Genomic DNA, 22,539 nt, shown 5'->3' on the forward strand with positions numbered 1-22,539 from the left:
GAAGGGTGTGGTCGTCAGGCCTCGGTCCATTGGATTCATCGGTGCGGCAATCGGTCTTGCCCTTTATGCCGACGGCGGGTCGCGGGAATCCCGGGAGAGGGTCGAGCGCCGCGAGCGAGTTGCGGACAAGGCGGCGGGACCCCAGCGTCGAAGCAACGGTCGCCGCACAGTGGAAACCTACGACCGGGCCGCGAGCGGGAGCAGGGGATGCGGCACGGCTCGCGAACGGGTTGGTCCGAGATCGCGGATAGTCGCTGTGGGATTGCTGGCCGGGGCATAGTCGGGTCGGGTACGTTGGCCCAAGGCGAGTACGTGATCGGCGATGCCCCGACGAAGGCGGATGCATCGCGTGATCGAACTCGGCGGGCGATCGGCGGCACCTTCCCAGAGGGAGCGGCGCGATGGATCTCAATACGATCACCGATATCGTTCGGCGACCTTCCGACCGACCGGGCGCGGCTTGGCGCGATGGCGACGCATGGCTGGCCGGGGGAACGTGGTTGTTCTCGACCGAGCAGCCGGAGCTGCGCCGTCTGATCGATATCACCGCACTCGGCTGGGACAGTCTGGTGCCGAGCGCCGCGGGCCTGGAGATCGGCGCGACGTGCACCATTCGCGAGCTGGATGCCTTTGCGCCGCCTGGTGACTGGACCGCGGGGACGCTGTTCAGCACGTGCTGTGCGGCGTTCCTGTCCTCGTTCAAGGTCTGGAACGCGGCGACGGTCGGCGGCAATATCTGCATGTCGTTGCCAGCGGGCCCGATGATCACGCTGACGGTCGCGTTGGAAGCCACCTACACCGTATGGGCCGCCGACGGATCCGAACGCACCGTCGACGCCGCCGACTTCGTCATCGGCGACCACCGCAATATCCTCGCCCCGGGCGAGATCCTGCGCCGCATCGATATTCCGGTCGCCGCACTTCGCAAACGGTGCACGCACCGGCGCTTCACTCTGACGCGGCTGGGCCGCTCGACGCTGTTCCTGATCGCTACCCAGTCGCCGGGAACCGCGGACCTGCTGCTCACCATCACCGCGGGCACCACCCGCCCGGTCCGCTTGGCATTCGACAGCATGCCCGACGCCGAGGCGCTGCGCGAGAGCATCGACGCCATCCCCGAAGACCTGTGGTTCAGCGACCCGAACGGCACGCCGGACCATCGTCATCACCTGGCCGGGTACTTCGCCGAGGAGATCCGCGTCGAGCTGACCGAGGGTGGTCGGCCGTGACCTACACCGTGAACGGAAGCAGCTTCGAAGCCGAGCCGAATCCGGGTCGATGCCTGCGCACATTCCTGCGCTCGCTCGGCTTCCACGGTGTCAAGAAGGGTTGTGACGCAGGCGATTGCGGTGCTTGCACGGTATGGCTGGACGGCGATCCCGTGCACAGCTGCATCACGCCCGCATTCCGTGCCGAGGGGCATGCGGTCACCACCATCGAGGGTCTCGGTTCGCCCGAGGATATGCACCCGATGCAGCGGCAGTTCCGTGACGCTCCCGGCTTCCAATGCGGCTTCTGCACCGCGGGCATGATCATGACCACGGTGGCGCTCACCGACGCCCAGCGGCAAGACCTGTCGCGCGCGTTGAAGGGCAATCTCTGCCGCTGCACCGGCTACCGGGCGATCGAAGACGCGGTGCGCGGTGTCGCCGGGATCGAGGACGCCCGGCCGGGACGAGTCGTCGGCACGAGCGTCGGTACTCCGTCGGGCGCCCAGGTGGTGACCGGTCGCGCCGAATTCACCATGGACACCGCGATCGATGGCATGTTGCACCTGAAGGTGCTGCACTCACCGCACGCCCATGCCCGCATCGTGTCGATCGATAAGTCCGCGGCGCTCGCGGTTCCCGGTGTGCATCGCGTCTACACCTGGGAAGACGTGCCGCGCAAGCGCTTCACGACCGCGATCCATACCGATCACCTCGTCGATCCGAGCGACACCTACATCCTCGACGACGTGGTGCGCTTCGTCGGACAACGCGTGGTCGCGGTGCTGGCCGACACCGTCGGGGCCGCGGAGGAGGGCTGCCGGAAGGTGGTCGTCGAGTACGAGGTGCTGCCCGCGGTCTTCGATCCGGAGGCGGCGATGGCCGACGGCGCTCCCCAATTGCACGGTGGGCACGACTCATTCGTGCGCGATCCCGAGCACAACATCCTGCTCGAGATCCACGGCCACGTCGGTAATGTCGAGGCGGGGTTCGCCGAGGCCGATGTGATCCACGAGGGCACGTATTTCTCGCCGCGGGTACAGCATGCGCACCTGGAGACGCACGGATCGATCGCGTGGCTCGAGGACGGTCGGCTGCACGTACGCACCAGTTCGCAGTCGCCCTCGATCGCCAAGAACAAGCTCGGCTATCTCTTCGATCTGCGTCCCGATCAGGTGCGCGTCTTCTGCAAGCGGGTCGGCGGCGCGTTCGGCGGTAAGCAGGAGGTCATCACCGAGGATTTGGTCGCCCTCGCCACCTTGGATACCGGACGGCCGGTCTGTTTGGAGTTCACGCGTGAAGAGGAGTTCACCACGGCCTCACCGCGGCATCCCATGTCGCTGACGGTCAAGCTCGGCGCACGGGCCGACGGCACGCTGACCGCGATCCAGGTCCGCAATGTGTCGAATACCGGCGCATACGGCAACCACGGCGGCGAGACGCTGTTCGCCGGTGGGACGGCCGTCGCGATCTACCGCTGCCCCAACAAGAAGTTCGACGCGTATTCGGTCTATACGAACAGCGTGCCCAGCGGCGCACTGCGCGGCTACGGCATGACCCAGCCCGCATTCGCGATGGAGTCGGCCATGCACGAGCTGGCGGTCGCGCTCGATATGGATCCGCTCGCGCTGCGGCGGCGCAATATCGTGCGTCCGGGTGATGCTCTCGTCGCATTCGACGACGGCCCGGACGACGTCTCATTCGGCGAGGACGGCCTGGTCAAATGCATCGCTCTCGTCGATGACGCGCTGCGGCGCAATATCGCCGAGCCACCACCCGGCGACGAGTGGCTCATCGGCACCGGCGCCGCCAGCTCGCTGCACGAAACCGCGCCCCCGACCGATCACCTCTCCGAGGCCTGGCTGACCCTCGGTGACGACGGCATCTACGAACTCGCCGTCGGCACCGTCGAATTCGGCGAGGGCACCCCGACCGCCCACGTGCAGATCGCCGCCGACCGGCTCGGCACCACACCGGCCCGGGTGCGTCTGGTGCAATCCGATACCGACCGAACGGGTTTCGACACCGGCGCCTTCGCCAGCGCTGGTCTTTTCGTCGCCGGGAACGCGGTGCTGCGGGCAGCTGAGGCTCTGCGCGATCGCATTCTGTTCTTGGCGGCCGAACATGCTCGGGTCGATATCGCCTCGTGTGCCATGGACGACACCGGTGTCATCTGCGGTGACCGCCGGATATCGCTGTCGGAACTGATCGAGGTGGCGCACCGGCGCGGTATCCGATTGACCGAGGCGCGCAAGGCTTTCGGGTCGCCGCGCAGCGTCGTGTTCAATACCCATGGCTTCCGGATCGCCGTGCACCGGATGACGGGTGAGATCCGCATCCTCTACAGCGTGCACGCCGCCGATGCCGGGGTCCTCATCAACCCGGCGCAGGTGCGGGGCCAGATCGAGGGTGGCGTCGCGCAGGGCATCGGCTTCGCGCTGACCGAGAACTTCCACGTCGACGCGAACGGTGCGGTGATCAACCCGAACCTGCGCAACTACCGCATCCCGACCTACGCCGATATTCCCCGCACCGAAGTATTTACCGTCGCCTCGGCCGATTCCGTAGGGGCGATGCACTCCAAAGGGATTGCGGAGTGCTGCGTCAACCCGGTGGCCCCCGCGCTGGCGAATGCGCTGGAGAACGCGACGGGCATCCGATTCCGCGCGCTGCCGCTCACACCCGAGCGCATCTATCGGCGTCTCACCCCGGTTCCGGCGCGACCCGAGCCATGAGGAGGCTGCGATGGGAGCCGGGAAAGTTACCGACAGTGCCGCGACGGTCATCATCGGCCAGCAGGTGCGCCCAGGTTTCGAGAAGGCCTTCAAGTCCTGGCAGGAGGACATGAACGCCGCGGCAGCGGGCTATCCGGGATTCGTCGGCGCCGAGATCGCCGCCCCCACCGAGGTGCAGCCCGAATGGATCGTGGTCTACCGATTCGACTCCGTCGGTCATCTACAGGACTGGATAAACAGCGCTACCCGTCAGGAATTCCTGGACAGCGGGCAGCAATACTTCGACGGCCCCGCCACCCAGCAGGTCATCAGCGGTGGCACGCCACCAGTGGATCCGCTCGTGACGGTCGTCGTCACCCATCGGGTGGCTCCCGAGAGCGTCGCGGATTTCCTTGCGTGGCAAGCGGATCTGAGCCGGGAGGAGGCGAAATTCGACGGCTTCCGCGGCACCGAGCTCTTCCGCCCCATCGAGGGTGTGCAGGACGAGTGGACGGCGCTCTATCGTTTCGACACCGCCGCGAATCTGGCCACCTGGCTCACCTCGAAGCGGCGTCAGGAGCTCTTGGCCGCGGGCGAGAAGTTCAGCGACTTCGAGTTGCGCACCATCGACAACTCGTTCGGCAGTTGGTTCGCCTTCGACGAGAACGGCAACGAGACGCCGTCGGATACCAAGACCGCGATCGCGGTATGGGTGGGCCTCTACCCGACCGTCGTGCTGCTCACCCTCGCCCTTTCCCCGTTGAAGATGCCGCTGTGGCTGGGGTTGCTGATCGGCAACCTGTTGTCCAGTTTCGCGATGAGCTACGTCACGATGCCGTACTACGTGAACCGGTTGCTGCGGCGGTGGCTGCGCCCGCCCCGGGATGCACCAGCGTCGAAGACGAACCTCCAGGGCATTGCCATTGTCATCGCCGTCATGCTGACGTGGGTCGTCATCTTCTACGTGGTGACGACCGAGCTCTGGTCATTGCCCTAACGGCCACCAAGCGGTGCGGGCCGCGTCGGTGCGGCAATTGTGCTCAACAGCGTCGGTGTCAGGGTTGTGGCGCGCGGGTCGGCCCGGTCAAGCCCGAACTTTCGGATCTCGGACGGTCCGCTGACGAGCAGATCCGCGCCGGAGGTCGTACTAGTGGTCCCGACCCGTACCCCGCTGCCCGCCGGTGCGCCGGTGAACGGCACGAACGACGCGATCTCTCGGAACATGACCGCGCCCGCATGATGGTTCGGGCTCTCGGTATACAACGCGGGCTGTCCGTCGAGCCGCGACCCGCTCGACCACACCCGCACCGTGCCGTCGCCGCCGAGCATGCCGGTGACGATGCTCTTCGCACCACCCTCGGCACCGGCCACCCATCCGGTCGAGAGTGCGAGTCCATCCCGGTAGTTCTCGTCGAAGGCCAGGAACTCCGAGGTCATTGTCGGCTGGTCGGAATGACCGGCGTGGGTGTCGCCTTTCGCCGTTGCCGTGTACAGGTCGTAGCGGAAGGTCTTCACGCGCGGCGCTTCGCCGGGCCCCGGAGCCGTCACAATGCTGGCGCGACCCGAGGCCGCATCGACCATCCCGGTGGCAACCGTGACCCCGCTCGTCGATCCGGGATACGGCGTGAAGCTCGAATACTGTTCGGGCGCCTTGCCGCGCTCACCTGGCAGCGTCGAGGAGAACACCTTGACCTGCGATTCGATGCCGGGTCCCGAGCCGACGACGATGTTGTCGGCCAATGCGTTGCCATCGATATCGGCCGCCGCGACATCGACGCCACCGCGGAAGTCCGGCCCGAACGGCGCGAACCGAGTCAGCTCGGCGCTGAAGGGCGCAGCGCCCGCACCGTTGTAGGCCACGACCTCCGAGCTCACGCCCGCACCCGTACCGGCCACCAGGTCGAGCACCCCGTCACCGTTCACATCGGCCATCGCGACCGTCGGTGTGCCCTCGAACGAAGTGAACGGCGTGACCGTCGCGACCAGCCGGTCGCCGTTCCCGTCGTATACCTGCACGGTCGCGGCCGCACCGGGCGAACCCGGTATCGCCACCGCATAGGTCGATACCGCGGGGATTACATTGACGAGCGCCATCAGGCCGTTGTCCTCGTGATTGAGGCGATGGCAATGGATTACGAAGGTCCCGGTGTAATCGGGAAACCTCATGCGCAGCGTCACCGAGGCGGGCACGAGCGGGTTCTCGTTCTCGTCGGTGACCGGGGCAGGCACATTGACGTTGTCCTCACCCCACATCTGCGCGCCGGTCCTGGTATTCGCCACCGGATCGACGATTTCCAGCACCTGCATATCGTTGACGTGGATGTGCATCGGGTGCTCGTCATTGTTCAGGTTGGTGATCAGCCAGTCCTCGACCGAGTCGAGTCGTGGCTGGAGCAGCGGGATATTCGGGAAGGTGTTGTCGTCGAACTCGTAGGTGAACGCCTTGGGATCGCTGCTGCTGGCCTTGTCGTTGCCGAAGCCGCCCGTGACGGTAAGAGTGCGCCGCACGTCGGGTTGCATCACCGACATGTCCACGAAAGAGGTGTACGCATCGAGCTGCTGGCCCGGCACGAAAGGCGTCGTCTTTCCCGTGCCGTCGTCGGGCCGCACCTGGACGAGCTTCTGGGTGGGGAAGACGAAGAAGCCGTCCTCGTAGCTGATGAACGAGGGGTCGATACTGAGCGTGCCCAGTACGGCGGGCGGGTTGTCGGTGCCGTTATTCGTATAGAGCACACCGGGATTCGTGACCGGACGGGCTCCGGGCACGGGCGGCATCTCGAGTACCAGATCACCGGTCTTCGGCATGGTCACCGCGATCGCATATCGCGAGCCAGGCGGGATTACTAGACGGGTGCCGTCGCCGTCGACCGGTGGATGGACCTCGGAGAAGGGGACACCGTCCTGGCCGACGATCGCGAACGGCGGATGGTTGCCCGTCGCTGTCTCGGTCAGCGTGACCGGCATGTAGGTGAAGTCGCTGATATTCGCCAGGACCCAGATCTCGGTCTGCCCCGGCTTCACCTTCAGCGCGGGCTGGAACTGTCCGTTGATCGTGAACTGAACGTCGCGCTGGTTGTCGGGCAGCGTCGGGTCCGCCGGGACCGCAATGGGCGGTTGGGTCGTCGGATCGCTGGTGAAACTCTGCAGGTTGCTCGGCACGAATTGGGTCTGCCCCCGATGGTTGGCGGGCGAGAGCGGGCCACTGTGCCAGTTGGTGACGTACCGGGAACCATCGGTCGTCTCCGCGAAGTTCACCGGGGCCAGGCTCGGCCGGTAGCTGCCGTCGGCGAGCTGCGATCCCTGCGGCGGCCGCAGTGTGCTCACATATTGCGGCCAGTTCGGGTCGTTCAACTGGTGGCCGCGGCCCTTGCGGTCGAAGACGAAGTTGTACTGCAGTGCCATATCGCGGATCGGGATGTCGTGCTGCGTCACCAGCGGCAGGTTGCCGTCGGGTCGCCCGATTTCCAGTAGGCCCGCCAATCCCTTGTAGGTCTGCTGTGCCGTGACGGTGTGGCGATGGCTGTGGTACCAGTACATGCCATTCGGCATGCTCTTCGGCACCGCGTAGTCGTAGACATTGCCTTTGCCGGCGGGGATGTCGAGCAGCACGTTGTCGGCATTGCCGTCGGGGCTCACGTGTAGTCCATGCGTGTGCAGGTTGAGCGGAGCCGTGGTCAGGGCAGGAGGGTAGATCGGCACATCGCCGCCGACGGGGGTGAATGCCGGGTTGTAAAAGTCTCTGATCGTCAGACCCTGGAGATCGTTGTCGAAGTGCACGATCAAGCGCTCGCCCGGATCGACCCGCAGTGTCGGCGCCGGATACCTGTTGTCCCCCTTGGTCGAGCCGTCCGAGGCGGTTCCCCTGATGAGCTCGTAACCGAAGACCAGGAAGTTCGAAACCGGATCGGAAACCGTGTCGAGGGCGACCGTGCCCTGATGCGCCGACAGTCGCACTTCGAGAACGCCGTCTTTGCTCGTCAGCCTGACCGGCTCCTGGTACGCGACCGGGGCGGTACTGCCACGGCCCGACGTCGTGGATCTATCGGACGTGCACGCCGCGATCAACAGTGCGATCGACGCGGCAACAGCCACGACCGTGACAACCGGCTTCCTTCGACGAGTGACCATGGGTTCCCGCTTCCATGACAGCGGCTCGGTTCCAAAGCATCGTTCGGCGCCCCGAAGACTACTCGCTCGGATTTGCCATGTGTCTGCTGTCAGACCGGGTCGAGGCCGGTGAGCTGGGCAGCGGTCAGCGCGATGTACAGCTCGGCGGCTTCCTTCGGATCTGAGCAGGGGGTCTCGATGCGGCGTAGCCGGCGGTGAATGGTGTTGCGGTGGAAGTGCATGCGTTGGGCGACTTCGGTATTGGTCTCGAGGGTGCCGCAGCTGTTCGGCGATGGCTTGCACGCGGGCGAGAGTGATGCCCGTTCGCTGTTCCACGGCCGCGACTACCGCCGACGTCCAGTCCCCATCCCACCGTCGACCACTAGGACGTCGGCAGAGTACTCGGTGACAGAAGTCGTGAACATGTGACAGCTGCAAGGCCCGGCTTGGGGCCGCCGGCGTATACAGAGTGAGGTCGTCGCGATGTCGTGCGAAGGCCGTGGGGGAATACCTGATCGGGCCGGTTGGTTGCCGGAACCGTGTGCAGAATCGTAGAGATTTCGTAGCCAGCCGGTGGATACCCCAGGATTACGCAGGTCAACGATGGGATAGGCTTTATCGGTCATGAAGTCGGCTTTTGCGGGTTCGGTCCATGGGGCGCCCCAGACGGTCTACCTCGATCATGCGGCGACCACTCCGATGGTGCCTGCCGCGATCGAGGCGATGACGGCCGCGCTCGCAATGACGGGAAATGCCTCGTCGCTGCATGGTTCCGGACGTGCGGCCCGGCGGATGCTGGAGGAGGCGCGCGAGTCGATCGCCGCCGATCTGGGCGCCAGGCCATCGGAGGTGATCTTCACCTCGGGTGGGACCGAGAGCGACAATCTGGCGATCAAGGGCATCTACTGGGCCCGTCGTGGCGCCGAACCGGGCCGCACCAGGATTATCGCGGGCTCGACCGAGCATCACGCCGTCATCGATGCCGTCGAGTGGCTGGAGCAGCACGAGGGCGCGCAGGTGACCTGGTTGCCGGTCGACTCCGACGGCGTGGTGTCGCCGCGGGTGCTGCGGGCGGCGCTGGCCGAACATGTCGACGAGGTCGCACTGGTGAGCATCATGTGGGCCAACAACGAGGTCGGCACCATTGCGCCGATCGTCGAATTGGCCGCGGTGGCACAGGAATTCGGCGTGCCCATGCACAGTGATGCGATCCAGGCCGCCGCGCAGCTGCCGATCGATTTCGCGGCGAGTGGGCTTTCGGCGGCGAGTTTCGCCGGGCACAAGGTCGGCGGTCCGCATGGTGTCGGCGTGCTGCTGCTGGGCAGGCAGGTGCCGTGTGTGCCGCTGATGCACGGCGGCGGGCACGAGCGCGATCTGCGCTCCGGTACTTCGGATACCGCCGCGGCCGTCGGCCTGGCCGCCGCACTGAACTACACGGTGACCGAGTTGCCAACGCGCACAAAGGAATTGACTGCGCTGCGGGACGAATTGATCGAAGGCATCCGCGATACCGTTCCGGATGCGGTGCTGAGCGGCCCCGCCGATGCGCGACGCCTGCCGGGCAATGTGCACTTCACTTTCCCTGGCTGCGAAGGGGATTCGCTGCTGATGCTGCTGGACGCGGCCGGGATCGAATGCTCTACCGGGTCGGCCTGCAATGCGGGTGTGGCCACCCCGAGTCATGTGCTGATCGCCATGGGCGTGCAACCGTGGCAGGCGCGCGGTTCACTGCGATTTTCGTTGGGGCACACCTCGACCCGTGCCGATGTGGACGCGGTGCTGAATGTCTTGCCCCAGGTTGTGGAAAGGGCCAGGGCCGCGGGTCTGGCCGGTGCGAAGGGAGGTGTCTGATGCGGGTACTCGCCGCGATGAGTGGTGGTGTGGATTCGGCCGTGGCGGCGGCACGTGCCGTCGACGCTGGTCATGAGGTTGTCGGTGTACATCTGGCGCTGTCCGCGACACCGGGCACCTTGCGCACCGGTTCGCGCGGTTGCTGCTCGAAGGAGGATGCGGGCGACGCCCGGCGAGCGGCCGACGTGCTCGGAATTCCCTTCTACGTCTGGGATTTCGCGGACCGCTTCAAGGAAGACGTGATCGACGATTTCGTCGCCGCCTACGCCGCGGGTGAAACGCCGAACCCCTGCCTGCGCTGCAACGAGAAGATCAAGTTCTCCGCCCTCGCCGATCGCGCGGTGGCCCTCGGCTTCGATGCCGTGGTCACCGGCCATTACGCGCGGCTCGAGGACGGTGTGCTGCGCCGTGCCGTCGATGCCGACAAGGACCAGTCCTATGTGCTCGCGGTGCTGACCGCGCAGCAGCTGTCGCGGGCGATGTTCCCGGTGGGCGATACTCCGAAGCCGCAGATTCGCGCCGAAGCCGCCGACCGTGGGCTCGCGGTGGCGAATAAGCCCGACAGCCATGACATCTGCTTCATTCCTTCCGGTGACACCCGGGCCTTCCTCGGCGCGAAGATCGGCATCCGGCCGGGCGCGGTGGTCGATTCCGATGGGCAGGTGCTCGCGAATCATGAAGGCGTGCACGGGTTCACGATCGGTCAGCGCAAGGGTCTCGGATTGCCGGGTCCGGCCGCCGATGGTAAGCCACGCTATGTCACCGAGATCGATCCCGACTCCGGCACGGTGCGCGTCGGCTCGGCCGAGGATCTGCAGGTGTGGACCGTCCAAGCCGAGCGCGCCATCTGGACTTCCGGCGCGGCGCCCGAAGGTCCGATCGAGTGCGTGGCGCAGGTGCGCGCGCACGGTGGTACCGCACCGGCCGTGGCCGAGGCGGTCGGTGACGGGTTGGTCGTGCGACTGCGTGAGCCGCTGACCGGTGTGGCCCGCGGCCAGGCCGTTGTGCTGTATCGCCCGGACGCTTTGGGAGATCAGGTGATCGGCAGCGGCACCATCACCGGCACCGCGCGCGATGCCTCGGATTCTGTGAGTAGCGCGGGCGCGAGCACCCGGCAGTGAGTGCCGCCGACATCGGGCGGCGCGGCAAGCGAGATCGCTTCGTCCCGGGCGCAGACCGGGATCCACCACACGATGGGGTGCATACCCCGCATAGGGGCAAGCAGTGAGCCAGCGTCAGCGAGTGAGCCATCGACAGGGCGCGCGATCGCGCACGATGGAGCCGAGTGTCGGCGAGGCGCGGTCGTGAGTGAGCGCCGGCGAGTGAGCCAACAACACAATGCGCGATCGCGCACAATGGAGCCGAGTGTCGGCGAGGCGCAGTCGTGAGTGAAATCGCCGAGGAATCAGGCGAAATCCCGGCGAAGGGGCCCGAGCGGATTCCGGGTGGGATCGCGACCGCCGTCGGTTCCTGGCCGGGCACGGATCCGCGGGAGGCCGCGGCCACCATCATCGGTGAGTTGCCGGATCTGCCGCATCTGGTCGAATTGCCCGGGCGCGGTGTGGGTTCGGACATGATCGGCCGGGTATCGGCACTCCTGGTCGATATGCGATTCGATACCACTACCCGGGGTTATCGGTTGGCGCCTCGGCCCGGTGCGGTCTCGCGGCGTGCCCGCGATCTGCTGAGGTCGGATCTGGACGCGCTCGAAGAGGCCTGGGTGAGTGCGGGTTCGGCGGGCACGGTCAAACTGCAGGCCACCGGCCCGCTGAGTCTTGCGGCCCGACTCGAACTTCCGGTCGGACACCGAGTGCTCACCGATTCCGGTGCGGTGCGCGATATTTCGGAATCCCTTGCCGAAGGTCTCGCCCAACACGTGGACGAGGTGCGCAAACGCCTCGGCGCGGAAGTCATCCTGCAACTGGATGAACCGTCACTGACCGATGTGCTCGCCGGGTCTCTGCGCGGCGTCAGTGTGCTCGACACCGTGCGCGCGGTTCCCGAACCGGAGGCACTCGCGGTGCTGGACGCGGTGATTGCCGCCCAGTCCGTCCCCGTCCTGGTCCACAGCTGCGCCGACACGCCCGCCCTGTCCTTCCTCCGCCAGAGTGCGGCCAGTGCCATCGGCTTCGACATGGCCACCATCACCACCGGCGCACTCGACGATATCGGCGAAACCCTGGACGCGGGAAAGCAATTGGCCCTCGGCCTGGTTCCGACGACACCGCCCGCCGAACCGACCTGGCGCGATATCGCCGAACCCGGTGTCCGTCTCATCGACCGCCTCGGCCTGCGTCGCACTGTGCTGGCCACCCAGATCCTGGTCGCTCCCGCCTGCGGTCTGGCCGGTGCCCCACTCGAATGGGCCCGCCAAGCCCTCCGTCTGTCCACCGAAGTGGCACGCGCTTACGCCGAAGACCCGGAATCGCTCGACTTCTCTTGACGCTCGGACGGTGTGGCCGCCGTTCGCGTGTTTCGATCGTCATCGGTACGGACGCCGCGAAGACCATGCGTGCGGATCCGGCGGCGGTGTCCCCGGTTGTCGATCGGCTCGGTCGATCGCCGACATGACCGGTGCCGCTGCGGACCGCGATCCGACCACCGCGTCGCGCGAGTGCGAAACGGCGATGACCGACTCCGGATTCGCGGCAGTGCGGGCGGGCGATGGGCTAGTGCTCTCGGACCGGATCCGTTGCCCGGATTGTCCGCCGCGACGTGCGGGAATGTGGCGGTGACTTGTCGGTGGGCTCGACTAATGTGCGATGGGTGAGTGACAGCGACATCGCGGCGGACCCGGCTACGGCGGAGCAGCGGGTGGAGTGGCAGCGGCTTGCGGACGAGGTTCGGGAGCACCAGTTCCGGTATTACGTGCGGGATGCGCCCGTCATCTCCGACGGTGAGTTCGACAAGCTGCTGCGGCAATTGCAGACGCTCGAGGACGCACATCCGGATCTGCGCACGCCCGATTCACCGACGCAGCTGGTCGGCGGCGGATTCGCGACGGATTTCACCGCCGTGGACCACCTCGAGCGAATGCTGTCACTGGACAATGTCTTCGACTTCGACGAGCTGCGCACCTGGGCGAGCCGGGTCGAGGCCGAGACCGGGTCGAATCTGCACTATCTGTGCGAGGTGAAGATCGACGGTGTCGCGCTGAACCTGGTCTACGAGAAGGGGAGGCTGGTGCGCGGCGCGACCCGCGGCGACGGACGCACCGGTGAGGACGTCACGCTCAACGCGCGCACCATCGACGACATTCCGACCGAGCTGACCGCGACCACGGAGTTCCCGGTCCCGGAGCTGCTCGAGGTGCGCGGTGAGGTCTATTTCCGGCTGGAGGATTTCGAGACCCTCAACGCGGCGATCGTGGCCGAGGGCAAACCGCCGTATGCGAATCCGCGCAATACCGCGGCGGGTTCGCTGCGCCAGAAGGATCCGGCGGTCACGGCGCGGCGTCGACTGCGGATGATCTGCCACGGCTTCGGACGCATCGAGGGCTATACCCCGACCTCACAGCACGAGGCATACCGCGCGCTTGCCGCATGGGGTCTGCCGGTCTCCGAGCACACTGTGCTGGTGCAGGGCATCGATGCGGTGATCGAGCGCGTCAACTATTGGGGCGAGCACCGTCACGATATCGAGCACGAAATCGACGGCCAGGTGATCAAGGTCGACGAGATGTCGCTGCAGCGCAGGCTCGGCTCGACCTCGCGTGCCCCGCGCTGGGCGATCGCCTACAAGTACCCGCCCGAAGAGGCCACGACCAAGCTGCTGAATATCGAGGTGAATGTCGGGCGCACCGGCCGGGTCACCCCGTTCGCGGTAATGGAGCCGGTCTCCATCGCTGGCTCCACGGTCGCCATGGCCACCCTGCACAATGCCTCCGAGGTGAAACGCAAGGGCGTGCTGATCGGCGATACCGTCACCATTCGCAAAGCCGGTGACGTGATTCCCGAGGTGCTCGGCCCGGTGGTCGACGCACGCACCGGAGACGAGCGTGAATTCGTGATGCCGACGCACTGTCCGGAGTGCGGCACCGAGCTGGCGCCGCAGAAGGAAGGCGACGCCGATATCCGCTGTCCCAACCAGCAGTTCTGTCCGGCGCAGCTGCGCGAGCGGGTATTCCATATGGCAGGTCGCGGTGCGTTCGATATCGAATCGCTCGGCTACGAGGCCGCCAATGATCTGCTGAAGTCGGGCGTGATCACCGACGAGGGCGATCTGTTCGACCTCGATGAGGCGCGGCTGCTCACCACCGCGCTGTTCGCCAATAAGAACGGCGGCCTGTCCGCGAACGGCAAGCGGCTGCTGGACAACTTGCAGACCGCCAAGGATCGCCCGCTGTGGCGGGTGCTGGTCGGGTTGTCCATCCGGCACGTCGGGCCCACTGCGGCGCGGGTGCTGGCCAGGGAATTCGGCAGTATCGACCGGATCCGGGATGCCGCGGTAGAGGAACTGGCCGCCGCCGATGGTGTCGGTCCGACCATTGCCGCCGCGGTCGCGGAATGGTTCACCGTCGATTGGCATCGCGCGATCGTCGACAAGTGGCGTGCCGCGGGCGTGCGGATGGCCGATGAACGCGACGAATCCATCGAGCGCACGCTCGAGGGTCTATCGATCGTGGTGACCGGTTCGCTGGAAGGGTTCTCCCGCGACGGCGCCAAGGAGGCGATCCTGGTGCGTGGTGGTAAGGCCGCGGGTTCGGTCTCGAAGAAGACCGCATTCGTGGTGATCGGTGATTCGCCGGGGTCCAAGGCCGCCAAGGCGGAGGAACTCGGTGTGCCGATCCTCGACGAGGACGGATTCCGCAAGCTGCTCGAGCAGGGTCCGGCGGCGGTCACGCCGGAGACGGTCGCGGAGGATGCCGAATCCGAGGAGTAGATATGCCATCGGCGAAATCCTTGACCTGAACCTGACTTCAGGTATGACGATCGACTGGTAGGTAACTATCAGGAGATTCGTTATGACTCACCGCTCAACCGCTCTGATCACCGGTGCTTCGGCGGGATTCGGTCTGGCTCTTGCGCGTTCGCTCATCGACCGCGGCTGGCGGGTGATCGGCACCGCGCGCCGCGCGGACCGGCTGGCCCGGGTGGGGGCCGAGATCGGTGAAGCATTTCTCGCGGTGCCGGGCGATATCACCGATCCGGCGCATCGCGCCGAACTGGCCGAGGTCGCGGGCGAATTCGGACATCTCGATCTGCTGGTGAACAATGCGAGCGCGCTCGGGCCCAGTCCGATGCCGCGACTGGCGAAGTATCCGCTCGATCAGCTCGAGTTGGTGTATCGGACCAATGTCATCGCACCGCTCGCGGTTGTCCAGTTCGCGCTGCCGCTGCTCGATCCGGATGGCGTCGCGGTGAACATCAGCTCCGATGCGGCCGTCGAACCGTATCCGGACTGGGGCGGCTACGGCTCCGCCAAGGCGGCCCTGGATCAACTCACCGCCATCCTGGCCGCCGAACATCCGGAGCTGTCGATCTATGCCTTCGATCCCGGCGATATGCGCACCGAAATGCATCAGGCGGCATTTCCCGGTGACGATATCTCCGATCGTCCAGAGCCCGAGACCGTCGTGCCCGCACTGCTGCGGTTGATCGAGCAGCGTCCCAAGAGCGGTCGTTATACCGCCGCCGATTTCGCCGCGGGGGTCGGCAGATGACAACGGCGTTGAATGAATGGGCCGATGTCCTGCCGCCCGAGCGCAATGCCGCCGCTCCGCCGGAGGCGCGCGGGCTGGCCCGCGACGAGGTCCGGATGCTGGTGGCCGCGGATCGTCTCACCCACAACATATTTCGCGAACTGCCACAGCAGCTGAACGCGGGTGACCTTGTGGTGGTGAACAATTCGGCGACCCTGGCCGCGGCGGTCGACGGCACCCTCGACGGCCTGCCGGTCACGCTGCATCTGTCCACCTGGCTCAATGCGCCCGTCGACGGGACGAGCGGGTCACCGGACACCTTCGGCGGTTGCGACGGACTGTGGGTGGTGGAGGTGCGCACCCGCGAACGCACGCCGTATCCGCGTGATCTTCACCCGGGCAGCGAGATTCGGCTTCGGGAAGGTGCCACCGCCACCCTGCGTGAATCCTGGCTACCGGGTGCGCGTCGACTCTGGATCGCCGAACTCAGTGCCGATCCCATCTGGCTGCTGGCGACCCATGGCTACCCGATCACCTATTCGTATGTGCCGCAACGCTGGTCGCCGTCGTACTACACGACCGTCTTCGGCCGTATCCCCGGCAGCGCCGAAATGCCGAGTGCGGCACGCCCGTTCACGCGGCGATTGGTGCTCGATCTGGTCACCTCGGGCGTCGCGATCGCGCCGATCACCCTGCACACCGGGGTCTCCTCACCCGAGGCGGGCGAACCCCCGAGCCCGGAGCGGTTCGCGATACCTGCCGCGACCGCGCGTCTGGTGAACGACACCAAGGCGGCGGGCGGACGCATCATCGCGGTCGGCACCACGGTGACGCGAGCATTGGAGACCACCGCCGACCACCACGGAATCGTGCACCCGGCCCGAGGGTGGACCGAACTGGTCCTCGGACCGCGACATCCCGCTCGGGTGGTCGACGGCATCATCACCGGCTGGCACGCACCCGGTGCGTCGCATCTGGATCTGCTCGTCGCGGTCGCGGGCGAGGCCACCGTCCATCAGGCGTACGCCACCGCACTCGACACCGGATATCTCTGGCACGAGTTCGGCGACAGTGCGCTGCTGTTCGGTCCCGACGCTAGGAGGGGCTGATGCTCACCGTGGAGTCGAGCTGGCCGCCGACCTCGATCCGACCGCACTTACCGTTGCTGAGATCGAGATGGGCGGTCCTGGTCTTGGTCCGGCTCTTCTGAATGGTGGTGTCGACGATGACCTGGACCTTACCCACCGAGCACACCTTCACGAGCGCGGGCGAGCCGTCGAAGCTGTAGGTGCCCCCACTCTGGCAGGTGTTGGTCTCGTCGTGGAAGAAGATCCGGGCGGTGCCGTCCGGACAGGGCGCTTCGGCGGCGGCCTGCGGCGGTCCGAGCACGACCAGCGGGCCGAGTGCGAGCGCGGCCGCGACGGAGCTGCGGGCCACTAGACGACTAATCGTCAGTTCCATCGTTGAATCCCTCATCAATACATTTCCGGCAGATGCCAGCGGATAGCCGCGGCGCCTGCATGATAACGCGTGACGTGCGCATTTGTCCGGCCGAAGCCGCCCGAGCACCGTCTGTCCAGGCCATCGGGCGGGTGCGGTGTCGCGGTCCGGCGGACGAACCGACAGGATGGCGGGATGCTGCGCAGTTTTCAGGTGACGAATCACAGATCGCTGGCCGAACGGCAGGACTTGCGTTTGAGCCGGGGGAGCGGACCGGTCGCGGTACCGGTGACGGCGGTGCACGGTGCGAGTGCCGCGGGCAAGACGAGCCTGATCGATGCGCTGGGCCAGATGCGCGATGCGGTGCTGAATTCGGTGACCGGCTGGGATCCCTACGCCGGACCGGTGCGCGCGCCGCATCGCGGATTCCCGGATCGTCCTTCGGAATTCGTGGCGAGCTTCGTCGCCGAGGGGGTGCCGTACACCTATGGGTTCCGGCTGGACAACGCGGATGTGACGGCCGAGTGGCTCTACGCGCATCCGCGTTCGCGCAAGCGAATTGTCTTCGAGCGCAATGGCGAACAGATCAAGATCGGCCCGATGTTCGAGGCCGCACGCTATGGCATTGCCGCATTGTTGCCGCTGGTGCGGCCGAATGCGTTGCTGCTCAGTCTCGCCGGGCAGATGTATGCCGAGGCGCTGGTACCCGCATATCGGTGGTTCTCCGCGATGCTCGAAGTACAGCACGGTGCCACGGATGCGACGGCGGTCGCGCATCGGCTCGGCAGTCATCTGTCCGCGGCCCCGGACCACGCTGTGCGACTGCTCATGCTGTTGCGCACCGCCGAGCTCGGCATTACCGATCTGCTGATCGCCGAACCGGACCCGATGTACGCGGACTATCTGCGCGAACTCGACGCCGATATCGCGGGAACGGCCAAACAGGTGGAGCTGTGTGCGACCTCCCCCGCGCATGCTGATCAGTTGCTGCGGGAGAACGGCATCACCGAGGTCATGCTCGAGCGCGAGCTGAGCAATCTGAAGGCCGCGCGCGATGCCCTCTACACCCGGATGGTCGAGCGTCGCGGTGTCGGCCTCGGACTTGTGCACGCGGGCATCGATACCGCCTTCGATATCGCCGACGAATCCGCCGCCACCGTCTCGATGCTGCGCTTGCTGCCGACCATGCTCGACGCACTGGACTCCGGCCGGGTGCTCGCGATCGACGATATCGGCGCGCACCTGCCGGTCGAGGAGACCGACCGGCTGATCCAGCTGTTCCAGAATCCGGAGACCAATTCCCGTGGCGCACAACTGATCTTCACCACGAACAGTCGGTCGCTGATCGATCGGGCAAACGGGCGCTCACAGCGCACCCGCACGGCCGTCTGGCAGATCCGCCGCACCGACCACGGCACCAGCGAGCTCGCCGCGCTGTAGTTCTGAGGGTCGGCGGTGGCTCGCGGTTGTGCTGGCGTCGGTTGCCGCCGTGCCCAGCAGCGCCGCAAGATGCCCGCTCGGAGCAATAGCATGGGTGCCATGGTGGAGTTCGGGATGCTGGTGATCATGGTCGGCGCGCTGGTGGCGATGGTCATGCTCTACCTGCGTGGGCGCAACGGCGTCCGGCTGTCGAATCCAGAGACGGGGACGCTGTATGTCACCGGGGTGAGCCCGCGGCCCGACGCGACCGGTGAGCAGTACGTGACCATCACCGGCAATCTGACCGGCCCGTCGGTGCCCGGCACCGTGGTGTACGGCCGCCTGGTCTGGGACGTGCACAACTGGCCTGCCATCGGAGATCTCATCCCGGTCGTCTACCCGTCCGGCAAGCCGGAACGCTGGCAGATCTCGCATCCGGGCGCGCGTCCGGGGCTCGGCTCCTGACCGAACGGATTGCGCCGCTCGGGCGGTGGGAGGATGCGGGTATGGATGTGCAGGACTCCCAGGTCGTCATTCGCGACGCGCGCCCGGACGAATACGATGCGGTCGGCGACCTGACGGTCGAGGTCTATGTCGGCGAGGGCTATGTGCGTCCAGGCAGCCCGTATGTCACCGAACTCGCCGATATCACCCATCGCGCGGGTGTGGCGCAGGTGCTGGTCGCGGTGCACGAGGATCGGGTGGTCGGTTCGCTGGCGGTGGCTCGGCCGGGTACGCCGTATGCCGAGATCGCCCGGCCGGGTGAGTTGGAGTTCCGGATGCTCGCCGTCTCGAAGTCGGCGCGCGGACTCGGTGCGGGAACGGCGTTGGTGCGTAACGTCATCGAGACCGCACGCGCGGAATCCTTTGCCGCTGTGGTGCTTACCACGATGCCCGCCATGGTCGACGCGCGCCGGATCTATGACCGATTCGGTTTCGTCCCTGTACCGGAACGGGATTGGAAGACCGAGGTTGGCGAATGGCTGTCGGTGCTACGGCTCGATCTCACGGCATGAACACCTGACAGCACCGACCCGATATCGGCCGAGCGACCGGCGCGGCGGTCGAAAATTGGGGCGTTCTCAGCCCAATACGGTCGCGACGATCCCCGCGAGGTAACCGAGCCGTGCCACCTCGGACGGCCGGAAGTCGGGTCCACCTGGCCTGCCGAGCAGCAGCACCTTGCCGGTATTTCCGAGCGGCGCGGCCGCGAGCTTGGTGTCCATATCGCGCCAGATCTGCGGCACCCAATCACCCTCGGGATCCAGGACGGCGGGTTTCTCCAACGGCATCCACGGCGCCGAACCCGCCTGCGTCTGCGGCGCACTCTGGCTGCCGACCAGGCGATAGGCGCCCTGCGGGCCCATATCGATGATGGTGCTCCAGCCGACGCGCAGCACTCGCGGCACCCCGTCGACGAGCACCTGCAGCCGATCGTCGCGCGCACTGGCGACCTGATCGATCAGCTCGAGTTCGCGATGGGTATCCAGCACACCGGAATACGGGCGGATGGAGTCCACGTGCACATCGCCGATCGATTCGGCGGCGGTGATCAAGGTGTCCGGTAGCGCACCCTGCGGCACCTCGACCACGAGATCGTCGACCGCGAATCCCGCACCCCGCTCCACCACGTCGAGGCTGAGAATGTCGGCGCCGACGGAGCCCAGTGCGAGCGCGAGCGCACCGAGGCTTCCCGGTCGATCCGGAAGTTGCACGCGGAGCAGATAAGACACGCGCGTTCCTTTCCTTGGCGGCCGAGGCTCTGAACGAATACCCGGGTCACGCAATACTTACACCCACAAGTCCCGGTTATCGACTCGAAGTGCGGCCAGTGACGGATGCCATAGCGCGAATTCGCGCGGAAGCGGCGTGTCACGCTAGTCGGTGGGGTGTGTCGTTGCCTGCGCGGCTCCTGTGCAAGTTGTGCAACCGGGAGTCGCTAGGCTGTTCGGTGGCCGTTCACCAAGCTCAACCATGCCGAAAGGGGTCCGCGGTGCCCGCCATCTCCCGCGACGAGGTCGCACACCTCGCCCGGCTGTCCAGGCTCGCCCTGTCCGAAGCCGAACTCGATCAGTTCGCCGGTCAGTTGGATTCGATCCTGAGTCACGTGCGGACCATCTCCGAGGTCGCCGCCGCCGATGTCCCGGCGACCGCGTCGCCGAATCCGGCGACCAATGTGACGCGTCCGGATCAGGTCATCCCGTGCCTCACCCCGGACGAGGCGCTCTCCGGCGCGCCCGCGGTGGAGGACCAGCGGTTCCTGGTTCCGCAGATTCTGGGAGAGGGCGAATGAGCGACGACCTGACCGCGCTGTCGGCCGCCGAATTGGCGGCGAAGATCCACGGCCGCGAGGTGACCTCGGTGGAGGTCACCCAGGCGCATCTGGATCGGATCGCCGCTGTCGACGGTCAGTACCACGCCTTCCTGCACGTGGCCGGGAACGAGGCGCTCGGCGCGGCCGCCGCGGTGGACGCCGCACTCGCCGCGGGCGATGCGCCCGCCTCGCCGCTGGCCGGAGTTCCGTTGGCGCTCAAGGACGTTTTCACGACCACGGATATGCCGACCACCTGTGCCTCGAAGATTCTCGATGGCTGGGTCGCACCGTACGACGCGACGCTGACCTCCCGGTTGCGCGCCGCGGGCATCCCGATTCTCGGCAAGACGAACATGGACGAGTTCGCGATGGGCTCCTCCACCGAGAACTCGGCCTTCGGTCCGACCCGGAATCCATGGGATACCACCAGGATTCCGGGTGGTTCGGGCGGTGGTTCGGCGGCCGCGCTGGCTTCGCATCAGGCGCCGCTGGCGATCGGCACCGATACCGGCGGCTCGATTCGGCAGCCCGCCGCGGTGACCGCGACCGTCGGCACCAAGCCGACCTACGGCACCGTGTCCCGGTTCGGTCTGGTCGCGTGCGCGTCATCGCTGGATCAGGGCGGTCCGTGCGGTCGCACCGTGCTCGATACCGCGCTGCTGCACGAGGTGGTCGCCGGATACGACCCACGCGATTCCACCTCCCGCAATGTGCCGGTGCCGCCGGTGGTCGCCGCGGCACGTGCGGGCGCCACCGGCGATCTGCGCGGCGTGAAGGTCGGCGTGGTGAAGGAACTGCACTCCGACAGCTACCAGCCGGGCGTCATCGCATCCTTCGATGCGGCGGTCGGTGTGCTGAAGGATTTGGGCGCCGAGGTGGTCGAAGTGTCTTGTCCGCACTTCGAATACGCGCTCGCCTCCTACTACCTGATCCTGCCGAGCGAGGTGTCCTCGAACCTGGCGCGCTTCGACGCCATGCGCTACGGACTGCGCGTCGACGACGACGGCAACCACAGCGCGGAGCAGGTCATGGCCGCGACCCGGGCCGCCGGATTCGGCCCCGAAGTCAAGCGCCGCATCATGATCGGCACTTACGCGCTGTCGGCCGGGTATTACGACGCCTACTACGGTCAGGCGCTCAAGGTGCGCACGCTGATCGCCCGCGACTTCGACAAGGCCTACGAGCAGGTCGACGTGCTGGTCTCCCCGACCAGCCCGTTCACCCCGTGGAAGCTGGGTGAGAAGGTCGATGATCCGCTGGCGATGTACCTCTCCGACCTGTGCACGCTGCCTACCAATCTCGCGGGGCATGCGGCGATGTCGGTGCCGTCCGGCTTGAGCAAGGACGACGGGATGCCGGTGGGTCTGCAGATCATGGCCCCCGCGCTTGCCGATGATCGGCTGTACCGGGTCGGCGCTGCGTACGAGGCCGCGCGCGGGCCGATCGCCTGAGAAGTATTGGTCTGAGCGCTCGTTCCCGTCTCGATCCCGACGGGAACGAGCGCTCCGGACATCCCTATGCGGGCCAGATGAATTCCGGACCGCTGAGGTAGTCCCGGCGGCGTTGGTCCAATGCCATCGCGACCATTTGGTGTGCACCGGGTCCGATTACCTTGCGCACCGGTGGGTTCGGCATATTCACCAGCGCGATCAGTTCCGCCGCGGCGACTTCCGGCGCCGCTTCCACCCATTCGGGCTCGGCTGTCGTTTCGGTCTCCGGCGTGGGCTCGGCGGTGCCGGCCGCATCGGTCACCGGCGGTGGGGCGGTCGGGTCCGGGTAGTCCGGCATGCCCAGGATGCCGGTACGCAGTTCTTCATACGCCGGGAGCGCCGTCGCGAACTTCAT

18 protein-coding genes and 1 pseudogene are annotated in these 22,539 nt (G+C 66.5%); 14 read left to right on the plus strand and 5 right to left on the minus strand.

Annotated features, from left to right (window positions below; translation table 11 throughout):
• Positions 1-401: 401 nt before the first annotated feature.
• Genes ACQP1T_RS10270 through ACQP1T_RS10280 form a run of 3 tightly spaced genes read left to right on the plus strand, consistent with a single transcriptional unit; the run spans position 402 to position 4,919 of the window.
• Positions 402-1,229 carry an FAD binding domain-containing protein gene (locus ACQP1T_RS10270; protein WP_433759706.1) on the plus strand — a complete coding sequence of 276 codons (828 nt, stop codon included), beginning with the start codon at positions 402-404 and terminating at the stop codon, positions 1,227-1,229.
• Positions 1,226-3,943, plus strand: coding sequence for a molybdopterin-dependent oxidoreductase (locus tag ACQP1T_RS10275; RefSeq protein WP_433759707.1), 2,718 nt, complete (start codon positions 1,226-1,228; stop codon positions 3,941-3,943). Before ACQP1T_RS10270 ends, ACQP1T_RS10275 begins: the two co-directional genes overlap by 4 nt.
• Before the next feature lie 10 nt (positions 3,944-3,953).
• Positions 3,954-4,919: an antibiotic biosynthesis monooxygenase gene (locus tag ACQP1T_RS10280; RefSeq protein WP_433759708.1), complete on the plus strand. Its 966-nt coding sequence runs from the start codon at positions 3,954-3,956 to the stop codon at positions 4,917-4,919.
• Here ACQP1T_RS10280 and ACQP1T_RS10285 read toward each other — a convergent pair.
• Both ACQP1T_RS10285 and ACQP1T_RS10290 read right to left on the minus strand, forming a co-directional pair.
• Positions 4,916-8,050, minus strand: a complete 3,135-nt coding sequence (locus ACQP1T_RS10285; protein ID WP_433759709.1) for a multicopper oxidase domain-containing protein — start codon at positions 8,048-8,050, stop codon at positions 4,916-4,918. The genes ACQP1T_RS10280 and ACQP1T_RS10285 overlap by 4 nt on opposite strands.
• An 89-nt stretch (positions 8,051-8,139) precedes the next feature.
• Positions 8,140-8,277 (minus strand): annotated as a pseudogene (locus ACQP1T_RS10290) (helix-turn-helix domain-containing protein); the annotation flags it as partial.
• 376 nt (positions 8,278-8,653) lie between these two features.
• On the opposite strand from ACQP1T_RS10290, the gene ACQP1T_RS10295 reads away from it, so the two are divergent.
• From ACQP1T_RS10295 to ACQP1T_RS10320, 6 genes are all read left to right on the plus strand, one after another.
• Positions 8,654-9,880: a cysteine desulfurase family protein gene (locus ACQP1T_RS10295; protein WP_433759710.1), complete on the plus strand. Its 1,227-nt coding sequence runs from the start codon at positions 8,654-8,656 to the stop codon at positions 9,878-9,880.
• Positions 9,880-11,001: a tRNA 2-thiouridine(34) synthase MnmA gene (gene mnmA / locus ACQP1T_RS10300; protein ID WP_433759711.1), complete on the plus strand. Its 1,122-nt coding sequence runs from the start codon at positions 9,880-9,882 to the stop codon at positions 10,999-11,001. The genes ACQP1T_RS10295 and mnmA overlap by 1 nt, the downstream gene beginning before the upstream one ends.
• A gap of 272 nt (positions 11,002-11,273) precedes the next feature.
• A complete protein-coding gene (locus ACQP1T_RS10305; protein ID WP_433762126.1) occupies positions 11,274-12,323 on the plus strand; it encodes a methionine synthase in 1,050 nt (349 codons plus the stop codon).
• A gap of 323 nt (positions 12,324-12,646) precedes the next feature.
• Complete coding sequence (gene ligA, locus ACQP1T_RS10310; protein WP_433759712.1) at positions 12,647-14,761, plus strand: NAD-dependent DNA ligase LigA; 2,115 nt, start codon at positions 12,647-12,649, stop codon at positions 14,759-14,761.
• Between the two features lie 82 nt (positions 14,762-14,843).
• Entirely contained in the window at positions 14,844-15,542 is a 699-nt protein-coding gene (locus tag ACQP1T_RS10315) for an SDR family oxidoreductase (protein WP_433759713.1), read from the plus strand.
• Positions 15,539-16,630: an S-adenosylmethionine:tRNA ribosyltransferase-isomerase gene (locus ACQP1T_RS10320; RefSeq protein WP_433759714.1), complete on the plus strand. Its 1,092-nt coding sequence runs from the start codon at positions 15,539-15,541 to the stop codon at positions 16,628-16,630. Before ACQP1T_RS10315 ends, ACQP1T_RS10320 begins: the two co-directional genes overlap by 4 nt.
• Here the strand turns inward: ACQP1T_RS10320 and ACQP1T_RS10325 are convergent.
• Complete coding sequence (locus ACQP1T_RS10325; protein ID WP_433759715.1) at positions 16,617-16,982, minus strand: hypothetical protein; 366 nt, start codon at positions 16,980-16,982, stop codon at positions 16,617-16,619. The two genes, ACQP1T_RS10320 and ACQP1T_RS10325, sit on opposite strands and share 14 nt — an antisense overlap.
• A 174-nt stretch (positions 16,983-17,156) precedes the next feature.
• Between ACQP1T_RS10325 and ACQP1T_RS10330 the strand changes: the two genes are divergently transcribed.
• From ACQP1T_RS10330 to ACQP1T_RS10340, 3 genes are all read left to right on the plus strand, one after another.
• On the plus strand, positions 17,157-18,401 hold the full coding sequence (locus tag ACQP1T_RS10330) for an AAA family ATPase (protein WP_433759716.1): 1,245 nt from the start codon (positions 17,157-17,159) through the stop codon (positions 18,399-18,401).
• A gap of 99 nt (positions 18,402-18,500) precedes the next feature.
• Positions 18,501-18,845, plus strand: a complete 345-nt coding sequence (locus ACQP1T_RS10335; protein ID WP_433759717.1) for a hypothetical protein — start codon at positions 18,501-18,503, stop codon at positions 18,843-18,845.
• 41 nt (positions 18,846-18,886) lie between these two features.
• On the plus strand, positions 18,887-19,396 hold the full coding sequence (locus ACQP1T_RS10340; RefSeq protein ID WP_433759718.1) for a GNAT family N-acetyltransferase: 510 nt from the start codon (positions 18,887-18,889) through the stop codon (positions 19,394-19,396).
• A 66-nt stretch (positions 19,397-19,462) separates the two neighbouring features.
• Here ACQP1T_RS10340 and ACQP1T_RS10345 read toward each other — a convergent pair whose 3' ends face one another.
• On the minus strand, positions 19,463-20,113 hold the full coding sequence (locus ACQP1T_RS10345) for an amino acid-binding protein (RefSeq protein WP_062984932.1): 651 nt from the start codon (positions 20,111-20,113) through the stop codon (positions 19,463-19,465).
• A gap of 260 nt (positions 20,114-20,373) precedes the next feature.
• Between ACQP1T_RS10345 and gatC the strand changes: the two genes are divergently transcribed.
• Entirely contained in the window at positions 20,374-20,673 is a 300-nt protein-coding gene (gene gatC / locus ACQP1T_RS10350; protein ID WP_040693716.1) for an Asp-tRNA(Asn)/Glu-tRNA(Gln) amidotransferase subunit GatC, read from the plus strand.
• Positions 20,670-22,145 carry an Asp-tRNA(Asn)/Glu-tRNA(Gln) amidotransferase subunit GatA gene (gatA, locus tag ACQP1T_RS10355; protein WP_433759719.1) on the plus strand — a complete coding sequence of 492 codons (1,476 nt, stop codon included), beginning with the start codon at positions 20,670-20,672 and terminating at the stop codon, positions 22,143-22,145. Before gatC ends, gatA begins: the two co-directional genes overlap by 4 nt.
• Positions 22,146-22,209: 64 nt before the next feature.
• Here gatA and ACQP1T_RS10360 read toward each other — a convergent pair whose 3' ends face one another.
• Positions 22,210-22,539, minus strand: a complete 330-nt coding sequence (locus tag ACQP1T_RS10360; protein WP_433759720.1) for a hypothetical protein — start codon at positions 22,537-22,539, stop codon at positions 22,210-22,212.

Source organism: Nocardia sp. CA-135398, assembly GCF_050955845.1.
Classification (GTDB): domain Bacteria; phylum Actinomycetota; class Actinomycetes; order Mycobacteriales; family Mycobacteriaceae; genus Nocardia.